The 18,140-nt window shown below is 45.3% G+C and carries 16 protein-coding genes; 7 read left to right on the top strand and 9 right to left on the bottom strand.

The window, feature by feature from the left end:
* Positions 1-3: 3 nt before the first annotated feature.
* Together CKK33_RS19400 and CKK33_RS06985 are read left to right on the top strand one after the other, a co-directional pair.
* Positions 4-645 (top strand): hypothetical protein, encoded by a 642-nt coding sequence (locus tag CKK33_RS19400; RefSeq protein ID WP_143822920.1) that lies wholly within the window; start codon positions 4-6, stop codon positions 643-645.
* 83 nt (positions 646-728) lie between these two features.
* Complete coding sequence (locus CKK33_RS06985) at positions 729-1,877, top strand: MFS transporter (RefSeq protein WP_233138160.1); 1,149 nt, start codon at positions 729-731, stop codon at positions 1,875-1,877.
* Positions 1,878-1,882: 5 nt separating this feature from the next.
* Here CKK33_RS06985 and CKK33_RS06980 read toward each other — a convergent pair whose 3' ends face one another.
* The 8 genes from CKK33_RS06980 to CKK33_RS06945 form a co-directional block, all read right to left on the bottom strand.
* Complete coding sequence (locus CKK33_RS06980) at positions 1,883-2,152, bottom strand: hypothetical protein (protein WP_095703423.1); 270 nt, start codon at positions 2,150-2,152, stop codon at positions 1,883-1,885.
* Between the two features lie 118 nt (positions 2,153-2,270).
* Positions 2,271-2,714 carry a Rieske 2Fe-2S domain-containing protein gene (locus tag CKK33_RS06975; protein WP_143822919.1) on the bottom strand — a complete coding sequence of 148 codons (444 nt, stop codon included), beginning with the start codon at positions 2,712-2,714 and terminating at the stop codon, positions 2,271-2,273.
* 10 nt (positions 2,715-2,724) lie between these two features.
* Positions 2,725-3,672: a DUF5777 family beta-barrel protein gene (locus CKK33_RS06970; RefSeq protein ID WP_095703421.1), complete on the bottom strand. Its 948-nt coding sequence runs from the start codon at positions 3,670-3,672 to the stop codon at positions 2,725-2,727.
* A 21-nt stretch (positions 3,673-3,693) separates the two neighbouring features.
* Positions 3,694-4,236 carry a YceI family protein gene (locus CKK33_RS06965; protein ID WP_095703420.1) on the bottom strand — a complete coding sequence of 181 codons (543 nt, stop codon included), beginning with the start codon at positions 4,234-4,236 and terminating at the stop codon, positions 3,694-3,696.
* A 6-nt stretch (positions 4,237-4,242) separates the two neighbouring features.
* Entirely contained in the window at positions 4,243-5,553 is a 1,311-nt protein-coding gene (locus CKK33_RS06960; protein ID WP_095703419.1) for a hypothetical protein, read from the bottom strand.
* Positions 5,550-6,191 (bottom strand): RNA polymerase sigma factor, encoded by a 642-nt coding sequence (locus tag CKK33_RS06955; RefSeq protein WP_095703418.1) that lies wholly within the window; start codon positions 6,189-6,191, stop codon positions 5,550-5,552. The genes CKK33_RS06960 and CKK33_RS06955 overlap by 4 nt, the downstream gene beginning before the upstream one ends.
* A 156-nt stretch (positions 6,192-6,347) precedes the next feature.
* A complete protein-coding gene (locus CKK33_RS06950) occupies positions 6,348-7,256 on the bottom strand; it encodes a hypothetical protein (RefSeq protein WP_095703417.1) in 909 nt (302 codons plus the stop codon).
* A 57-nt stretch (positions 7,257-7,313) separates the two neighbouring features.
* A complete protein-coding gene (locus CKK33_RS06945; RefSeq protein ID WP_095703416.1) occupies positions 7,314-8,339 on the bottom strand; it encodes a fatty acid desaturase in 1,026 nt (341 codons plus the stop codon).
* Between the two features lie 283 nt (positions 8,340-8,622).
* Here CKK33_RS06945 and CKK33_RS06940 point away from each other — a divergent pair, with 283 nt between their 5' ends.
* Positions 8,623-11,121 carry a TonB-dependent receptor domain-containing protein gene (locus CKK33_RS06940; protein WP_095703415.1) on the top strand — a complete coding sequence of 833 codons (2,499 nt, stop codon included), beginning with the start codon at positions 8,623-8,625 and terminating at the stop codon, positions 11,119-11,121.
* On the opposite strand, the gene CKK33_RS06935 is transcribed toward CKK33_RS06940, so the two are convergent.
* Entirely contained in the window at positions 11,122-12,255 is a 1,134-nt protein-coding gene (locus CKK33_RS06935) for a glycoside hydrolase family 26 protein (protein WP_095703414.1), read from the bottom strand.
* Positions 12,256-12,428: 173 nt separating this feature from the next.
* Here CKK33_RS06935 and CKK33_RS06930 point away from each other — a divergent pair, with 173 nt between their 5' ends.
* The 4 genes from CKK33_RS06930 to CKK33_RS06915 all read left to right on the top strand — a co-directional run bounded on the left by CKK33_RS06930 (position 12,429) and on the right by CKK33_RS06915 (position 18,113).
* On the top strand, positions 12,429-15,194 hold the full coding sequence (locus CKK33_RS06930; protein ID WP_095703413.1) for an HD domain-containing protein: 2,766 nt from the start codon (positions 12,429-12,431) through the stop codon (positions 15,192-15,194).
* A gap of 318 nt (positions 15,195-15,512) precedes the next feature.
* Positions 15,513-16,322, top strand: coding sequence for an ABC transporter permease (locus CKK33_RS06925; RefSeq protein WP_095703412.1), 810 nt, complete (start codon positions 15,513-15,515; stop codon positions 16,320-16,322).
* 7 nt (positions 16,323-16,329) lie between these two features.
* The gene (locus CKK33_RS06920; protein WP_095703411.1) at positions 16,330-17,103 is read left to right on the top strand and encodes an ABC transporter ATP-binding protein; all 774 of its coding nucleotides are present in this window, start codon (positions 16,330-16,332) and stop codon (positions 17,101-17,103) included.
* Positions 17,104-17,123: 20 nt separating this feature from the next.
* Positions 17,124-18,113 carry an MlaD family protein gene (locus CKK33_RS06915; protein ID WP_095703410.1) on the top strand — a complete coding sequence of 330 codons (990 nt, stop codon included), beginning with the start codon at positions 17,124-17,126 and terminating at the stop codon, positions 18,111-18,113.
* The last annotated feature ends 27 nt before the right edge of the window (positions 18,114-18,140 follow it).

Below are 18,140 nucleotides of genomic sequence, written 5' to 3'. Positions count from 1 at the left end.
TGTATGAAAAAACTTTACCATAACCTTATCGCTGTGATCTGTATAGCCTTGTCTGTAAGCAGTTGCAAGCTTGATCCGCCAATTTACCCGCAGGGCACTTCTCTTACACCACCACCAGCGGGTTCTAATACCGGGGGAAATACCGGTGGCAGCACAGGCGGTACAGATAACGGAGGAAATACTGGTGGTAATACCGGAGGTAACACGGGTGGAAATACAGGCGGAAGTACAGGTGGCAATACCGGAGGAAACACAGGGGGTAATACTGGTGGCAGCACCGTACCTATAGGCGGCACTAATACCATTATTGTACAAATCGGCAGCACGCAGAAAACATACAATAAAAACTTAGCGTATTCTAATGCTTTTGGTGCGAATGGTATCCTTGCAGTACAAAGCCAAACAGATACTTTTATATTTAATTATATTGGCGATAACACAGGCACATTTGATATACTATCGTTAAACTTTGGTAATTACAGTATAGATTCTTCTAAAGGTGGAAAGGTAACCGTGATCTCAAACACCATGAATTCGGCCTTGCCGCCTAAGGGAACCATAAAAGGCACCTTCACTATCAACCTGGTTGATGCTAATGGCAACGCCGCAGGCGTAGCTAACGGCTCATTTAACATCAGCCAGTAGATCCACGTTTTTATAAGCATTATAGTAGCCGGTATTTAGCAGCTATAATGCTTATATTTGTGTAAAATTTACACACTTATAGTTTGGATACAGCGCTACCCCCATATCATTTCACCAGAACAACCTTACGGGCTGTTGTAGGTATCATGTTCTTTTTGGCGGGGCTATGCTTTGCCAGCTGGGCATCGCGTATTGCTACTATACAACAAAACCTTAAACTAAGCGATGCCGCTTTGGGTGGCGTTTTGTTTTCGTTACCTGTTGGCCTGGTATGCTCGCTGCCTTTCTCCGGGTGGATCATTACCCGCATAGGCAGCCGCAACCTGCTTATAGCCGCGCTTACCACTTATTGCTGCACACTCGCTACATTGGGCCTCGCTCAAAATACGGTACAGCTTATCGCTTGCCTGTTGCTATTCGGCTTTTCCAGTAACGCGGTTAATATAGCCGTGAATACCCAGGCCGTGGCAGCCGAAGAAATGTATGGTCGGCCCATATTGGCCTCATTCCACGGTTTGTGGAGCCTGGCCGGTTTTACCGGCGCGGCCATTGGCACTTTTATGATAGGCAGGCAGGTGTTGCCGCTACATCACTTTGTGATGATCATGATGGTGGTATTGCTAACCATACTTATTACCGCGCGCTACCTCAAATTTGATAAACCTACCAGCGCGGGCCCCGCGTTTGTAATGCCCGATAAATCGTTAATTAAACTGGGCCTCATTGCCTTTTGCTCCATGATATGCGAGGGTGCCATGTTCGACTGGAGCGTTATTTACTTCAAAAAAGTGGTACTTGCTCCCCGCGAAATTATGGGTATAGGCTATACGGCGTTTATGCTGACCATGGCTTCCGGCCGCTTCATAGCCGATTGGTTTTCGCACCGTTTCGGGCTAAAGCGCACGCTGCAGGTTAGCGGCTTACTCACAGCTACCGGGCTTGCCATAGCGGTTATTTTCCCGCATGTATACTCTGCCGTAGCCGGCTTCCTGCTGGTTGGCTTTGGGGTTTCATCCGTTGTACCACTGGCCTACAGTGTGGCAGGTAAGTCAAAAACCATGTCGCCAGGGGTGGCTATCGCGGCTGTGTCAACCATTAGTTTTACCGGCTTTTTAGTAGGGCCGCCGGTAATTGGTTTTATAGCGGGCGCCATCTCGCTAAGGGCATCCTTTACACTTATAGCGCTTATGGGGCTTTGCGTAACGGTTTTTTCAACCAAGGCAAAACTTTAAGCGCGTTACGGCCTGTTCAGTTCATCAGCGTGTGGGTTTAGCACATACTCAAAGTTCTCGTAACCGTTGTGTACAATAAACTTCAGGCGCTCATGCGGCAGGTCAATATCCAATGATATAGCGGCGAGCGTAGCCGGCAGGTTATCCTTTATTAGTTTCAGATCTGTTACGTGCGGCATTTCTATTTCAATATCATTGCCGCGTGCTTCTATCTTCCAGTCTTTTAAACCCGCGTTCTGTAAAACCGATAACCATTTTTGCTGATAGGCATTCATTATTCTATATGTTGGTCCATTTAAACAACAGGGGTGGTTTAATTAAGTTTGCAGAAAGGCCGGCATACAAAAAAAGCTCCCTATTTGCAGGGAGCTGTAAAGCCTGTATTGGCACCACTTATGCTGATACTGTTAACGTTGATCCGTTAATACTGATGTTATATTTTTTGAGCGCGGTGGCAGCTGGCCCTTGCACCACGCCACCCGAAGTATTAAACTGGCTGCCATGCGCCGGGCAAACAAACAGCCCCTGGTTGGAGCTGTAATTAATATCAACCCCCTGGTGCGTACAAGCTACCTGCACGGCAGTAAATGAAGCAGGCACATTGGCCGCGGCAAGCCGCACCAGTATAACGCCGTTTGATACCTTTGAAGTTCCCACACCAGTCAGTTCGCTGTTAAGGTCGGCGGTAAATAAGTTGCCGGTATTGTTGGGCGGTGGGTTTGTGGTTTGTTCTTCGCCTGGTTTAGGCGTATTTTTTGAGCAGCTCACTATTGCGCAGCCCGCGCAAACTGCGGCCACGCCTATTCCCAGTTTCGATAAAAATTCCTGTCTGTCCATAGCGTTTTTCTTAATAAGATGATTGATGCTTTTTGTTAAAATCAAATATTCGGGAGATGGTAAAGCCCAGCCTGAACTGCCCTTTTCCCCATGAAGAAGTGGTATTATTCAGGTAATTGATCTCCGAGATTGCTTGTGCATTACTGAAATTGATCGTAAACACGTGGCCCCCGGTCTCTATTTCCAGCCCTACGCCCAAACCATCGTAATATTTAGGGTTTACGCTATTATCGCGATAGCTGGAGAACGGATGAAAGTAATCAAGCACTATACCCATACGCTTGCTGAATTTTAGCCTGCCCGCTGCCGAGAGCGCGAAATAGCGTTTCTCATTACCCACCAGGAACGGGTACTCAATGTTATTGGCTACGTAAGATGGCGCCACTTCTACAGACAGGGCACTCGAAAATTTACGCGCGATAATAGCTTGTGTGAAGTAAGAGAAGCGGTTAAGTGTATTATCAAAAATATTGGTGTTAACGTGGTAAGGCTTAAACCCGGTTTTACCAACAACGCTTATCGCAACCGGCATACTATTATCAGTAGTTTGGTGTAGCAGATAGTATTTTAGCTGCAGGTCAATCATCTGCTCAAATTTGCTGCGCCCTAGCCCAATGTTCAGGTTATCGGTTAAACCATACTCAAAGCCAATATAGATATCAGAAGAGTTATCCAGCCCGAAAAAGGTTTTACCCCCGCCTGCCGAACCGGCAATATCACCAAAGCGGTGTATCACCATAAAATTCAGTTCTTTCTTTTTAACCGTTTCGGTGGTCTGGGTAAAAATAAGGCGGGTAGCTTTAAAGGTAGCTATAACCGGCTCTCCCTTTTCAGGCGCTGTAAGTGAATTCATTAACGAGTCGGTACTACTATGGCTTGTGGTATCCTTGCGCGTTGTTTGTGCCGTTGCCACCACGGCAGATAGCAGCAGGCCCATAAACATCAGAGATTTTTTCATATAGTGTGTGTGTGTTAAAGTTTATTTGTAGGGCGTGTAAACAGCCGAAACATTTATCCTGATGGTTTCTGCGATATTCTGGAACACAAGTTTCGGGATCTCTACTTTATGGTCCTTGCAGGCTACCATAAACTCGGAAGTAAGGCTTACAGCGCCTTTGCTTACCGTTATTTTACCCGGAATAGTTCGGTTTTGCTTTACCCCATGTACCTCAAATACGCCGGTAGCCGTTACCGGGTAGGTACCATCTTTACTAACATCGGGTATGGTATTGAGCTTACCTTTGAATGATGCCTGCGGATACTTGTCGCTCTCCAGGTAATTCTCATTGAAATGCTCCTGCATTAATGATTTTTCAAACTTGAACGAGCGGATAGGAACAGCGAACGCTACGTCGCCGGTAGTGGTGTTTAAAACAGATGTGCCTTTATCAGAATGGGCGTCGATATCCTCAATAGGTGCCTTTGAATAAAGGCTTACCGCCGCGTTTTTACAGACATAGATTCCCTGTCCCGCCTGGTTAATCCCTAACCACGCGAGTAAAATTAAACCGATATATTTCATGTTTTACTAAGGTGTTTTACCTGATAAGATATTCCATGTGACGCCCACGGCCACGCCCGCCGACCGTAGATTTACCTGCCCGTAGCCTATGCCCGTTAACGGGAGTTTAAGATATGGCTGCACCCCTATGCCAAACCTCGGGCTCAAGGCCCGCTGGTAAGTGGCGTTTAAATTAAGCACCCCAAAAAGATGGCGGTTTTGGTTACTGATGCTGTAACTGGCAGGCCCCTGTACACTATTGGGTGCGTAGGTAAACGTATAATTCTCGCGCAGCATAAAGTAGGATGACAAGCCTGTACCTATGCTGAATTTATCGCGGTTTTTATGATAAACCAGATAACCTACATTAAGCGGAATATCTAAAACCGTGCAACTGGCGGTTACTTGTGTGGGGTTACTGCTGAACTGATAAGACGATGTATATTGCGAAAAAGATGACGTGTATGGCTTATCGGCATAGATGGCTCCGGTGCTGATGCTCCATTTTGCCATGTTAAGCGTAAACAGCAGGCCCGCGTTGGTACCCACACGGGTATTGTTAAAACCACCTACCCCATTTACATCAGGCGAAGCCAGTACACTTACCGCGAAGGTAGGCGCATAGCTAACGGCGGTACCCACAGTTTTGCGGGGCTTAACATTATCGCCCATTACTGATACCAGCTCCCTGCCGTTCTTATCCTTATAAATAATACTGTCCGCATTTTTAACGGCAGCCATTTGAATAATATGCGCGTTAACCACCGTATCAATAGGCGTGTTAACAGCCATATTTTGCCCTTGTGCTTTATATACCAAGGTATCGCCTGCTTGAGAAGCAGTAGCTCCGTCATTAACAGGCGCTATATAATGTGGTATAACAATTCCTGGTGCTCCGGTAGTGGTACGGCCGCCCTTCCCGGCAGATAAGGTAAAGAACGAATTACTTTTACGGCCCATCTCTGCTGCACCCCTGGCGCTGTTACCGGCCGAAAGCGTACTACTTTTGGGATCTTTCCTTTGCCTGGCGGGCGCGCCGTAATTACCGGAATTATCTTTTGGATGTTCCTTTGTAGCAGCCACCTGCGTGGTAGTGTTATTAGTTTGCGTTTCAGGGGTATTGTTGTACAGCAGCCAGCCAATTACCAGTAGTAGCATAGCGGCTATGGCGCTTATGATGTAAATAACACCTCGACCGATTTTACGGCGCGGCTTTTTACCATCAAGCATAGCCTCCATCTGGTCCCAGTCATCCTCCCGGTACTGCGCGTTGTCGCCCGGGTCGCTTAAACCGCGGCTAAACAACTTATCAATACTATCTTCTTTCTCCTCTTTCATTTTTTTCTTGCCTGGTTAATAAAGGATATAGAAAGGTTGGGGGTATTTGTAGGGTTTGTTGGTGTTATATTATAATTAGCCTGCTTGCTGATATAGCCCGGCACACGCTCGCTCTCTAAAACCATTGCCTTTAACTTTTCACGCGCCTTATGCAGGTTTGATTTAGAGGTTCCGATACTGATGTTCAGCATCTCGCCAATTTCTTCATGCGTGTAGCCCTCAATAGCAAAAAGGTTAAAAATGGTACGGTAAGCCCGCGGCAACCTGCCAATCATATCCAGCAGTTCATTGTATTTGATATTTTTATCTGCAAAATCAGTATCATTTATATGCTCGGCTTTTTCCAGTTCATCGGTATAAGCCGCCTTTAAGTTTGAACGGTAATAATCAATACAGGTGTTCACCATTATACGGCCCAGCCAGGCTTTAAAAGGCTTGTCGCTATCGTAACGTTCCAGGTTTTTAAATACTTTAAAGAAACCCTGGTTCATGATCTCCGAAGCTTCGTACCGGTTATTGGCATAACGCAGGCATATCCCCATGGTAAAGCCATAGAAGGTTTTGTACAACAGTTTTTGACTCAACCTGTCGTTATTTAAACAGCCTTTAACCAGTTGTTGTAAATCTGCTTCGCCCATAAGCGGGTATCAGTTTCCTATTAAATTACTACCTTATCTGCATACATCACGGCAGTTACCGCGCAAAGGTTGCCCCTTTAATAAAAAAAATCGTAAAAAATTGATGTTAAGGAGGATAGATTTCCTCTAATTGCCATAAAACGCCGTAAAGCTACATTATTGGGCGGGTAGTTTATAATAATAGATGGGCGCGTACAAGCCTTCGCTGGTGGTAAGGTAGCCCTCACCATTGGCCGTAAACCCTATGGCCTCGCCCTGGCGCTCCAGTTTGTATGGCAGTTCTTCGGGTACCCGTTGCAGGGTAACCCACAAGGGTTCGGTTCCACGGCGCTGCCAGTAGTAAACTTTCTCATAGCTGCGCACCAAAAAGTGTTTTCCATCGGGCGATATATCGGCAGCGGTTATCCATTTAAAGGGTTTGAGCCCCGCGAAGAAAAGCCGGGCCCGGAAAGTTAAGGTAACGGTATCGCCGGCGGGCGGTACCAGCGGCGAAGTATAAACCCGCACGCTATCGCCACGCTTGGTTATAATATAGATCAATTTATCCAGGGGATCTATCGCCAGTGATTCGGCATCCCAGGCACCGTCAGGGTAGCGCAAATTAATTACTGCCGGTGTTGCCTCTGTTTTACCGGCATTTTTCCATTGCTTACTTTCCGCGAAGCGATAAATGGTAATAAATTTACGGTTGGCCGAATTATCACCGATATCACCGAGGTATACATAGCTTTTCCTTTTTACAGGACCGGGACCAACGGCAATATCCTCACAATCGCGTACACCGAGAGGTTCTTTCGCATCCCCCTTAAATTTTATAGTTGATTTAAGTTCCCCACTTTCGGTAATAGCGAAAAAGCGGCTGCTGTCGCCACTATCGTTATGCACGTAGTACAACCCGGGATTTACGGCTGATGCCGCAATGCCCGATGTTTCGTCCATATCCTTGCTTTTAAGCGTACCGGCCTGCTGTATCTTCCCGTCAATTAAACGGTGTTTGGCAAAAGCAGCCACAAATAACAAGGCCACCAATGGCACTACTATTTTAAGCGCGCGTTTCCTGACCATAAGCTACTATAACAAAAAACGGCCTAAATTATTTTAGGCCGTTCATATTTAGTTAAGTTAGTCAGCAACTACAAAATGCTGTTTTTCGGTAACTACCATTTCAGCATCGGGCTTGGATACATCTTTTAGCGTAACCTTGCCCCTCTCTTTGCGCAATATGCGGTTAAATAAAGATATCTCCTTATCAAATAAGAATCTGAAGAAAAGCTTTGTCCATGATTGGTGCGCGTGCAGTGTATCGTAATACTCCGGCGCGGTCCTTTTTATCTCCGGAAGTTTATTCCATGGAATAGAAGGGAAATCATGGTGCTCGTTATGGAAACCTACATTAAAGGCCACCTTATTCAGGCCGCCATAATAGCTGTATGTTTCCTGCTCCTCGCCATGTGTAAGGTAATGCTCCTGTACCCAACGTGCACCCAGCGGATGCAAGCCCACTGAGAAAAAGAAACTGGCTACCAGGAAAGCTACAGCATGCCAGCCCATAAAATACCATATAGCCACGTTAAAGGCCATTTGTACCACAAAGTTGATCACGATCCATTTATCAAACGGATTGATCTCGCGCAGGCGCGACAAACGGAATATCTGGAACAACGGGAAAAACAACAGCCACACGGCCTTACCCAGAAATGAGTTATTGATGAGTTTAGCTTCCCAGCGGTTAGGCAGGTCGGCATCCAGCTCGTGAATACCCTGGAATGAGTGGTGCTTGATGTGATATTTTTCAAACGACATAGCCGTTGGCACTACCTGTGGCAGGTTTGAAAGTATAGCGGCCCACCTGTTGGCGTTACGGTTTTTGAACAACAATTGGTGTGTACACTCGTGTATCATTACAAACAAGGCATGGTCTGCAAAGGCACCTAATAAATAGGCTGCGCCAAAAACCAGCCACCATGATTGGTCGCGAAGTAACCAGGCTAATACGATCTGGAAAGAAACGATGCCTAAAATGGCCCATATGGTATTCGGGTTTTTACCGATGAGCGTACGCAGCTGCGGAAACTGCTTTAATATTTTTTTCGTTCGGATACGGTGTGGCTCGGACTCCTGCGAATAGATAAAATCTGTTTTCTTCATATTAGGGATAAAACGTTGAAGATAGCAATAACTTACATAAAATGTATTTTTATTGTAATATTTTTCAAAACTCCAGGCCGGAAAGTATCAAAATATTTTTCAAAAACGAAATTTTATTAAAACTACTGAAACATATTTAACCAAAATTTCATTTTAGTCAAATAGTCAAAGGCTGGTGTTATCTATTGCTTTGCAAGCGTTTAACCTTTGTAACAATTACGAAACCTCCTTATTTATCTGAACTTTTCTTGCGAATATTGCACCCCTGTTTACAAAGCCAGCCATGTATAAATCCCTCCTATCTTTTATATTATTATTTATTGCTTTACATGTTGCCGCGCAAGGCGGCAAAGGTAAGATTACCGGTAAGGTGGTTGACGCCGTTACTAAGCAGTCGGTTGATTACGCCACCATTTCCGTATTTAAACAAGGCAGCGACAGCCCTTTTAATGGTATCAGCACCGATGAAAAAGGAAATTTCAGCCTTACCGGCATAGCCCCTGGCGACTACCGCGTAACCGCCGACTTTATAGGCTACAAAAAGTTTGTAATAGCACACGTAATAGTTAAAGATGGTGGTACCGCTGATTTAGGCACCATCAATTTACAGCCTAACCAAAACCAGCTTAAAGGGGTAAACATTGTGGCCCGCGCACCCGTAATTGAGAACCGGATTGATAAGATGGTGTACAACGCGCAAAACGACCTTTCATCACAGAGCGGCGCGGCTATTGATGTACTGCGCAAAGTACCCCAGGTAACGGTTGATATTGATGGCAATGTAGAGTTACAGGGCAATGCCAATATCCGCTTTCTTATTAATGGCAAGCCCAGCAGCATTTTTGGGGCCAGCCTGGCCGACGCGCTGCAGGCCATACCTGCCACGCAGATCAAAAATATTGAAGTAATTACCAGCCCCGGCGCCAAGTACGATGCCGCTGGAACCGGAGGTATCATTAACATTGTTTTAAAAGACAGCAAAGTATCGGGCGTAAACGGCAGCGTAAACCTTACTGCCGGTACCCGCCAGGAAAACGGCTCATTTAACCTCAACGCCCGCAAGGGTAACTTTGGGGTGAATGCCTTTTTCAGCGGGCGGGCGCAACTGAACACCACCGCCTTAAACACTAACGACCGTACCACTACCCTGCCCAACGGCGACATGACTCACCTGCTGCAAAAGGGAAGCGCCGATACCAAGCGCAGCGGCTACCAATCGGGCCTGAGCTTTAACTGGAGCATCACCCCTAAGGATGATCTGACCGCCAGCATCGGGTTTGACCATTTTGGTAACAACAGCAGCGGCCTTACCAACCAGGAGCAATCGCTCATGAGCGGGGCCACGGGCAATATCGTATCGGATATCCTGAGCCTGCGCAACTCATCGAGCAAGTTTAGCGCTAACTCGGTTGATTACAGTTTAGATTACAAGAAACGTTTTAGCAAAGAAGGGCAGGAACTGGATGTATTGTTTACCAGCAGCAACGGTAAAAACATCAACAGCTATACCCAGCAACTGGATTACCTTAACCTGAACAGCCCCGCCACCGGCGCGCGCGGCAACAACCCGGGTAACGACAGGCAGATCAACATATCTATTGATTATACCCACCCGGTAACCAAAACTTTTAATATAGAAACGGGCGCCAAAGCCATCATTGAAAAATTAACCAACGTAACCAATACCGATAGCCTGCTGGCCGATGGCAGTTATGTGAACAATGCCGGCCAAAGCTTCGCGTTTAATTACAAACGCAATATTTACGCCGTATACGCGGCGGCATCTACCTCGCTGTTCAAGAACTTTTTGGATGTTAAGGTGGGCCTGCGCAACGAGTACACCAAAACCTCGGCAGATTTCCCCGGAACGGTTATTCCCGATTATAATACCCTGGCGCCATCGGCAGTGTTATCGCACAAAATCAATGCTTTGGAAACCATTAAGCTGAGCTACTCTTTCCGCATAGAGCGGCCCGAGTACCAGGATGTGAACCCGTTCTTTAACATCAGCGACCCTAACAACATCAGCACGGGTAACCCCAACCTTAAACCGGAGAAAAGTAACGCTTTTGAGCTGGCCTACAGCCGATCATATGATAGCGGGGCCAATTTTAACATCGGCGGCTTTTACCGCCATAATATCGACGACCTCTCGCAGTTTACTACGCCTTATGCCGTGCTGGATGTAAACGGCCGCGAGTATACCAACGTATTGCTTACCCAGCGCATTAACCTGGGCACGCAAACCTCCATCGGTACCAATATCTTCGCCTCGGTACCGGTAACCAAGAAGCTTAACCTGCGTACCAACATTTTCCTGATACACCGCGAAAATAGCATCATCGACCCTAATAACGCCCAGAACAACCTGGATGTTAAAGCTTTCCAATACCGCCTTAACCTCAATACCAGTTACCAGTTTGGTAATAATTTTATGGCCGAGGCTTTTGTGAACTACAATTCATCTACCCGTACCTTGCAGGGTAACCGCCCCAAATTTTTCTTTTACAATTTTGCCGTGCGCAAACAGTTCTGGAACAAGAATGCCAGCATAGGCCTGGCGGCTACCAACCCCTTCAGCAATTATATTAACCAGTACTCTACCACCAAGGGGCCAACGTTTAACCAGTCGAGCCTGAGGCAGTTGCCTTTCCAGTCGTTCGGTATTACGCTGAGCTACAAGTTTGGTAAGCTGGAATTCGCGAAGGATAAAAACAAGGAAGATCGTGATAACGGCGGCGACCAACTACCGCACGACCCAAGCGCGGGCGGCGGCAGATAATTACTTGCGTAAAATATACCGCCCGTAAACGCCCAGCTGCGCCAAACGGTTCTCGAAGATAACGGCACCGCTGTTAAAGAACCGTACAAAATCGGCCTCGCTTACCTGGCCGGGGTAAGGCACATAGTAATGATCGGGCCGGCCATTGCGCCAGGCCATTACGTAAGAGGTTTTGTGTTTTTGCAGCACGGGCAGCAGAACGGTGGTCCACCAATTGGCTTGGGGTATTTGTTCGTAGCCGGTTTCGGGTAGGCAGGCCAGCTTATGCTCGCGCGCGGCAATGGTATCTACAATGGCCAGCCGTTTATCCAGGTTGCGTTTATAATCATCCACATTTTTGTAGCAGTAATTATCAAAGCCCACAAAATCCACATAGGCGCTGCCGGGATAGCGCTGCATGAATTCATCCGCCGAGTTAAAGTCGGCCTCCGAGAATACCACCAGCAGTTGGTGCAGCTTTTTGGTTTGGCGCAGGTAGTCAATAGTGAAGCGCCATAGTTGCTTAAACTCATCGGGCGTGCAGGTATTGGCGCCCCACCAGAACCAGTTACCCGTAAGCTCATGGAACGGACGGAAGAGGATGGGTATCGGCTCGCCATCATCGCCCCGCAGTTCGTTGAGGTAAGCGGCGGCCTTATCCAGCCATTGCACATAGGTAGCGTGCGCCGTGCCGCCGGGCAGCAGCTCTTTAACCGTGCGCATGCTGGTATCCCAGGCGGTTTTACCATTGGCGGGGTTATCCATATGCCAGCAAAAGGTATTGATACCGCCCCGCCTGTAGGCTTCCTTAACCAGTTGCTTTTGGTATTTGAAGGGGATGCCGTTGATATCCCTGATGCTGTCGTGCTCAATTTTTGCCAGGTCCCAGCCGTAAAGTGCCGGGTAGCTGCCGGTAACACTCTTCACGTCCGACTGCTCCTTAACAAAGCACCAGCCCACGCCATAGGCCGTATCATCATGATGGCCAAAGATGGTGCCCGCCCCTACCAGGCGCTGCATACTGTAATACAACTGCCGCGTTTGGTTAGTAGCCTGCCCGTCGGAAGGGTTGTATAGCTGGGCGGCAGCGGGTAGGCTGAAAGCCGCAAGGATTAGCGATAGGCAGAGGGTGTGGAAGCTGAGCAGTCTATGCATATTTAAATCTATAATGAACTAAGATAATGTTTTCAATTAATCGTCGACTTTAAGGTTAAATAACTTAAGAGTTACACATAGTTATAATTGACTGATCAAATGATTTTAGCCTTTGATTTCTAAATTAAAAATTTTTAATTTTCAAAATCTTATTTTAACTAAACTAAATCACATTGGAAATTAACAAGTTAGTCCAAAGCTGGATGCCAAAGGACGAACAATTAGTACCCTTCTATCAGGGAATTGCTGAATTCTTGTCAACTAATTTAGAGTCAGGAAGACACGGCGACGGTGAAACTCTTACCCCTAAAATTATTGCAGACCCATTATTAGGTTACATATATCTTACTCCATTAGAAGTTGCAATAATAGATACGACCTTATATCAACGAATCCGAAAGATAAAACAGCTTGGCCTTGCGTATTTAGTCTTCCCTTCTCTGGGGTACTCTCGATTTGAACATTCTTTGGGCGTTGTAGGCAGACTGAATCAAATCATAAATAAACTTATCGAAAATTATAATCGAATCAATACGGATTTAGACTTAAGCGTTATTACTAAAAAATACATTGATTCAGTAAGGTTAGCCGCACTTTTACACGACATAGGGCATTGTTTATTTAGTCATTGTTCTGAAAGAGTAATTAACAATTTAGTTGGAACAAATGCTTATCCTTCTGCAGAAACCATTCAAAATGCCTTTACAAAGCATTTAAATAGTGAAAAGCAAATCCCATTTGCTGAAGTGTTTTCAGTATCTATAATTGGCTCTAAAGCATTTCACGATTTTATAAGCGAACTTAACATCTTCAAGCCAAAAGATATAGCCAAGATACTGGAAAACTGCTGCCTATTCATCTTAGGCATGCCTGTGAAGGATGATCCTAGTACTGTATTTTTAGCCCAGCTAATAAGTGGTGGGTTAGATGCAGATAAGATTGATTATATGGCCAGGGAGCAACTTTATACAGGTATAAAGTTAGAAATTGATCTTGACAGAATTTTAAGTAAACTAAACGTTTTTGATGTTAGATCTTTCGAGTTACCTAAAAATCTTGATTACTTGAAAAAGCAATTTGATGCAGATAAGCAATTCAAAATTTTAGGAGTTTCTAAAGGTGGACAATTTGTATTTGAAGAATTTTGTATCGCACGACTCGCGCTTCATGTTAAGGTCTATTTACATCAAAAGGTACGCGCTGCTGAAAGTCAATTGTCAAAATATTTGGAGTCTTTATCAAAGAATACAACTGGTCAGTCGATAAATGAATTACAAAAGGCGCATAATTGGTTGAAATTAACCGAGAGCATAATCGAAAAGCCTGGATTACTAGATAATCTATTCAGCGAAGAAGGACTCTTTGCAACCAAAAACTTTATAAGTAATCAGCAAAATCAAGACCTTAGAAGCATTGATAGTCGTTTACTTTATTCAAGAGCGTTTGCTTTCGGACAAATAAATAGTTTTTCAGAATCACTTTCACATGATTCCGATGTCGCAGAGAAAATAGAAAACTTCTTCGATCAATTTAACGAGGTAGATTTAGAATTGAAGACGAAGCAGGAAGTAATGATAATTGCAAATCTTCTAAAAATCGAAATCAGGCCTGACAAACTAGAGAAAATAATAATTGATATACCAAGACTCCGCTTTAAGAGTATACAACAAGGGCAAGAATCACTATTTTTTGAACGGCCATCCTTGTCGCCCTTAAAGTGGACCATCCCACTCGATAAAATTATTATCTATTATGAGGAGAATCGGGCTTTGGGCTATGTATTTACGGATTGTGAATTTGCTCCAGTTTTGGGCCTGGCAGCAGAGAAAGTTATTTTTGAAATAAGCGGAAAGGTTTTTAATCAGGAAGGTAATATTTCAAACAGTACTTTCAAAACAATAACTGAGTACAAGAAAAAATTGACTATCGACGGCTATTATTCTAAACTTCCTGAACTTAGAGATGTATCGGATTATCTTAAAAAAGCTGACGCTGCGGAAAACATTAAGATAATACATGAAAAATTAACTGGTTTTGAATCCTTAAAAAAAGAAAGGATTACTATAAATCGAATAACCACCTTCATAAATCAATTTCCGCAAGAACTACAAGAAGTAGGTTTAATCTTTCTTAAAAATCTTAATATATACGATGAGCCAATGTTAGAGGTAGAATTGACAAAGGTCTTAAGTAAGATTCCTGATAGTCTAAATATAGGCATTGCACACTTAGGTGCCGTTTCGGATAGTGGAGGTCGTATATCTTACAATTTAAGAGAGTTATTTGAGAAGTATAAACTAGAACCGAAAGAACTGAACGACACATTAGTGATTAAGTCAGATGTACTCGTCATATATGACGATAATATAAATTCCGGATTACAACTATTAAATATATTAGCAGAATTACTAGATAAGCTCAATGAACTTCCGCCTGAAATGAATCTAAATGAAAGACACGTTTCAGCCTTAGCGGCAGAAGAAGCGAAACAAAAACTAAAGAAAATTGAAATACATTTCTGTTTTATCGTAGGGCATGAAGGTACTGAAGAAAAAATTCGTATGATGCTCAAAGAGCATTTGAACTTCGATCCTGATAAGATACATATTCATATCAACAAATTATTTAAAAGTTCCGAAAAAATATTCAGTGGTGGAGACTCTCCATTTAATCATGAGAAGCGACCGCAACTTAAAGACTACTTGACAAAAATTGGCGAACAGTTGTTAAAAAATGAAGGAAAATCAGCTGGGAAAATTGCAACGTGTAAACTAGGTTACGCCGGAGCCGAAGCAATGGTATTGTTTCCATATAATATTCCAACAATGACAATCACAGCCCTTTGGTGCAAAGGACAATTAGATAATGGTATACCATGGATTCCTTTAGCAGAGCGACGAAGAAGAACTAAAGACGGGAAGTTTATAGGTGAAGATTAATTATCTATCTGTATACACCGCTTGGTGAAGGTCATGTCGAGGCGATTGTCCTGTTTACAAAAGCTTAAGTTTGCTACGGTGCTGCCGCTCAAACAGCACCATAGCACTTTCGCCCCCCAATTCCCCCAATTATTTCTCGATACAGTCAACCACTCCCCCGCCTGCCTCTCCAACAAACTTTCCCTACCAAAAAACCGTAAGCAAGTTACTTGCGTTTATAAGTGCTCCCCAATTATTACATTTTACTGATTAACTTTTAAAACAAAACGGTCAATACCGGTATCTATATTTCAGTTAAGTTATACCTTTGCCCAATTAATGGAAAGCATAGAATCTCATACAGAACAAGAGCCCTCGGGGCTAACAAAAGTTAAGAATAGCGTGATCAGCTTCTTCCTGATGTTGTACCGGGTGTATGCTTTCATTATCCGGTTCTTTAAAGAGGTATTTGTACCCCCTTACGAGTTCAGGGAAGTGGTACGCCAATGTTATGAGACCGGCGTGCGTTCGTTCACGCTCATCACGCTTACGGGTTTTATAATCGGGGTCATTTTTACCAAGCAAAGCCGCCCATCGTTAACAGATTTCGGCGCTACGTCGTGGCTGCCGTCGCTGGTTTCCATTGCCGTGCTTAAAGCGCTGGCCCCATTGGTAACCGCGCTGATAGCGGCAGGCAAGGTAGGCTCCAGCATTGGTGCCGAGCTGGGTTCCATGCGCGTAACCGAACAGATAGATGCTATGGAAGTATCGGGCACCAAACCGTTTAAATTTTTGGTGTGTACCCGCGTTATCGCCACCACTTTTACCATACCGCTGCTGGCCACCTATACAGCGCTGATTGCCTTGCTGGGCGGTTACCTTAACATTAACCAGAACGAGGGCACCAGCTACGCTACCTTTATTGAGCAGGCTTTTGAGCCTATCACCTTTGTGGATATATGGGCATCGCTGGCCAAGGCGGTGGTGTTTGGCTTCACCATTGGTATAGTGGGCTGCTACCAGGGTTATAATTCTACCAAAGGTACCGAGGGCGTGGGTAAAGCGGCCAACGGCGCGGTGGTAACGGCCATGTTCCTGGTGTTTATTGAAGAAGTTTTAATTGTACAGATAGCCGGATGGTTCCGCTAAGAAGATAATGGAAAAGCAAAAGGCAAATATCGATCTGAATAACGAGGTGATCCGCATCAGGGGGCTGCAAAAGTCGTTCGGCGATTACCACGTACTGCGGGGTATTGATCTGGACCTCTACCAGGGCGAGAACCTGGTGGTGCTGGGTCGCTCGGGTACAGGTAAATCGGTACTCATTAAGCTGATATCGGGCATGTTATACCCGGATGCCGGCACCATTAATGTGCTGGGCAACGAGCTCACCACCATTACCGAGAAAGAGATGGAAGCACTGCGCATCCGCATTGGCTTCTCGTTCCAGAACAGCGCCTTATATGATAGTATGACGGTGCGCAAGAACCTGGAGTTCCCGCTGGTACGTAACCGCAAGGGCATTACCCGCAAGGAAATTGATAATGCCGTACACAAGGTGCTGGATGCCGTAAGCCTGTCGCAAACCATTAACCAGATGCCGTCTGAACTGTCGGGCGGGCAGCGCAAGCGTATCGGTATTGCACGCACGCTCATCCTCAACCCCGAAATTATGCTGTATGATGAACCTACAGCCGGGTTGGACCCCATCACCTGTATCGAGATAAACGAACTCATCAACGAGGTGCAGCAAAGCTATAACACCTCATCCATTATTATTACGCATGACCTTACCTGTGCCAAAATGGTTGGCGACCGGGTGGCCATGCTGCTCGACGGGCAGTTCCAGCGGGTAGGTTCGTTCGACGAGGTATTTGCTACGGATGATGCCCGTGTAAAACCTTTTTACGATTATAATTTTATAGAATAAGAAATAGTATCCCCATTGATATGGACGCAGCAGAAAATAGAAAATCAATAATAGTAGGCGTATTTGTGTTCTTAGGCGTAGCCGTTTTTGTGCTGGCCATACTCACCCTCGGTGGTTCGCAAAAAACCTTTGTTAAAAGCATACACATCAGCTCGGTATTTAACGATGTTGCCGGTTTAAAGAAAGGTAACAACGTTTGGTTCTCGGGCGTTAAGGTGGGCACCATTAAAGACATTAAGTTCACCGGCTTGCACCGTGTGGATGTGATCATGAGTGTTGACGCCGCTACCCAGCCCTACATACACCGCAACGCGGGTGTGCGTATCAGCAGCGACGGTTTTATCGGTAATAAGATCATCGTGATCGACGGCGGTAGTCCGCAGGCCCCCATTGTGCAGGATGGTGACGTACTGCAGTCTGAAAGTTTATTATCAACGGACGACATTATGAAAACCCTGCAACAGAACAACCAGAACCTGCTGGCCATTACTACCGATTTTAAGGCATTGAGCCACCAGATACTGGCAGGTAAAGGTACAGTGGGCGCGCTCCTGGCAGATAGCACCATGGGCAACCAGCTTAAACAAACCATGAGCAATTTAGCGGCTGCTACACAAAACGCCACAAGAATGTCTATGCAGTTAAACGCCTTTAGCCAGAAAATGAATACCAAGGGTGGCTTCGCCGATAATGTGTTAACCGATACCATTACGTTTAACCGTATCCGCGCATCAGTAACCAAACTGCAGGAAGCTGCCGCCAATGCCACCACCCTTACTGATAACCTGAACAAGGCCAGCAATAAGCTTAACACTACAGATAACGCGTTGGGTGTGCTGTTAAACGACCCCAAAATGGCCGTACAGGTAAAAAGCACGCTTAACTACTTACAGCAAAGCTCTGTTAAACTAAACGACGACCTGGAGGCCGTACAGCACAACTTCCTGCTACGTGGCTTCTTCAAAAAACGCGAAAAGGCCAAACAGGATAGCTTAAAAAGGGCGATGTAACAGGTTAATGTTTACAACCATGCTAAG

This window comes from Mucilaginibacter sp. MD40 (assembly GCF_002288635.1).
GTDB lineage: Bacteria > Bacteroidota > Bacteroidia > Sphingobacteriales > Sphingobacteriaceae > Mucilaginibacter.
This window is presented reverse-complemented; position numbering and strand designations above follow the sequence as displayed.

Coding starts and splice junctions, on each gene's coding strand:
- CKK33_RS19400 (WP_143822920.1), top strand. CDS start 4: ATGAAAAAACTTTACCATAACCTTATCGCTGTGATCTGTATAGCCTTG.
- CKK33_RS06980 (WP_095703423.1), bottom strand. CDS start 2,152: ATGAATGCCTATCAGCAAAAATGGTTATCGGTTTTACAGAACGCGGGT.
- CKK33_RS06975 (WP_143822919.1), bottom strand. CDS start 2,714: ATGGACAGACAGGAATTTTTATCGAAACTGGGAATAGGCGTGGCCGCA.
- CKK33_RS06970 (WP_095703421.1), bottom strand. CDS start 3,672: ATGAAAAAATCTCTGATGTTTATGGGCCTGCTGCTATCTGCCGTGGTG.
- CKK33_RS06965 (WP_095703420.1), bottom strand. CDS start 4,236: ATGAAATATATCGGTTTAATTTTACTCGCGTGGTTAGGGATTAACCAG.
- CKK33_RS06960 (WP_095703419.1), bottom strand. CDS start 5,553: ATGAAAGAGGAGAAAGAAGATAGTATTGATAAGTTGTTTAGCCGCGGT.
- CKK33_RS06955 (WP_095703418.1), bottom strand. CDS start 6,191: ATGGGCGAAGCAGATTTACAACAACTGGTTAAAGGCTGTTTAAATAAC.
- CKK33_RS06950 (WP_095703417.1), bottom strand. CDS start 7,256: ATGGTCAGGAAACGCGCGCTTAAAATAGTAGTGCCATTGGTGGCCTTG.
- CKK33_RS06945 (WP_095703416.1), bottom strand. CDS start 8,339: ATGAAGAAAACAGATTTTATCTATTCGCAGGAGTCCGAGCCACACCGT.
- CKK33_RS06940 (WP_095703415.1), top strand. CDS start 8,623: ATGTATAAATCCCTCCTATCTTTTATATTATTATTTATTGCTTTACAT.
- CKK33_RS06935 (WP_095703414.1), bottom strand. CDS start 12,255: ATGCATAGACTGCTCAGCTTCCACACCCTCTGCCTATCGCTAATCCTT.
- CKK33_RS06925 (WP_095703412.1), top strand. CDS start 15,513: ATGGAAAGCATAGAATCTCATACAGAACAAGAGCCCTCGGGGCTAACA.
- CKK33_RS06920 (WP_095703411.1), top strand. CDS start 16,330: ATGGAAAAGCAAAAGGCAAATATCGATCTGAATAACGAGGTGATCCGC.
- CKK33_RS06915 (WP_095703410.1), top strand. CDS start 17,124: ATGGACGCAGCAGAAAATAGAAAATCAATAATAGTAGGCGTATTTGTG.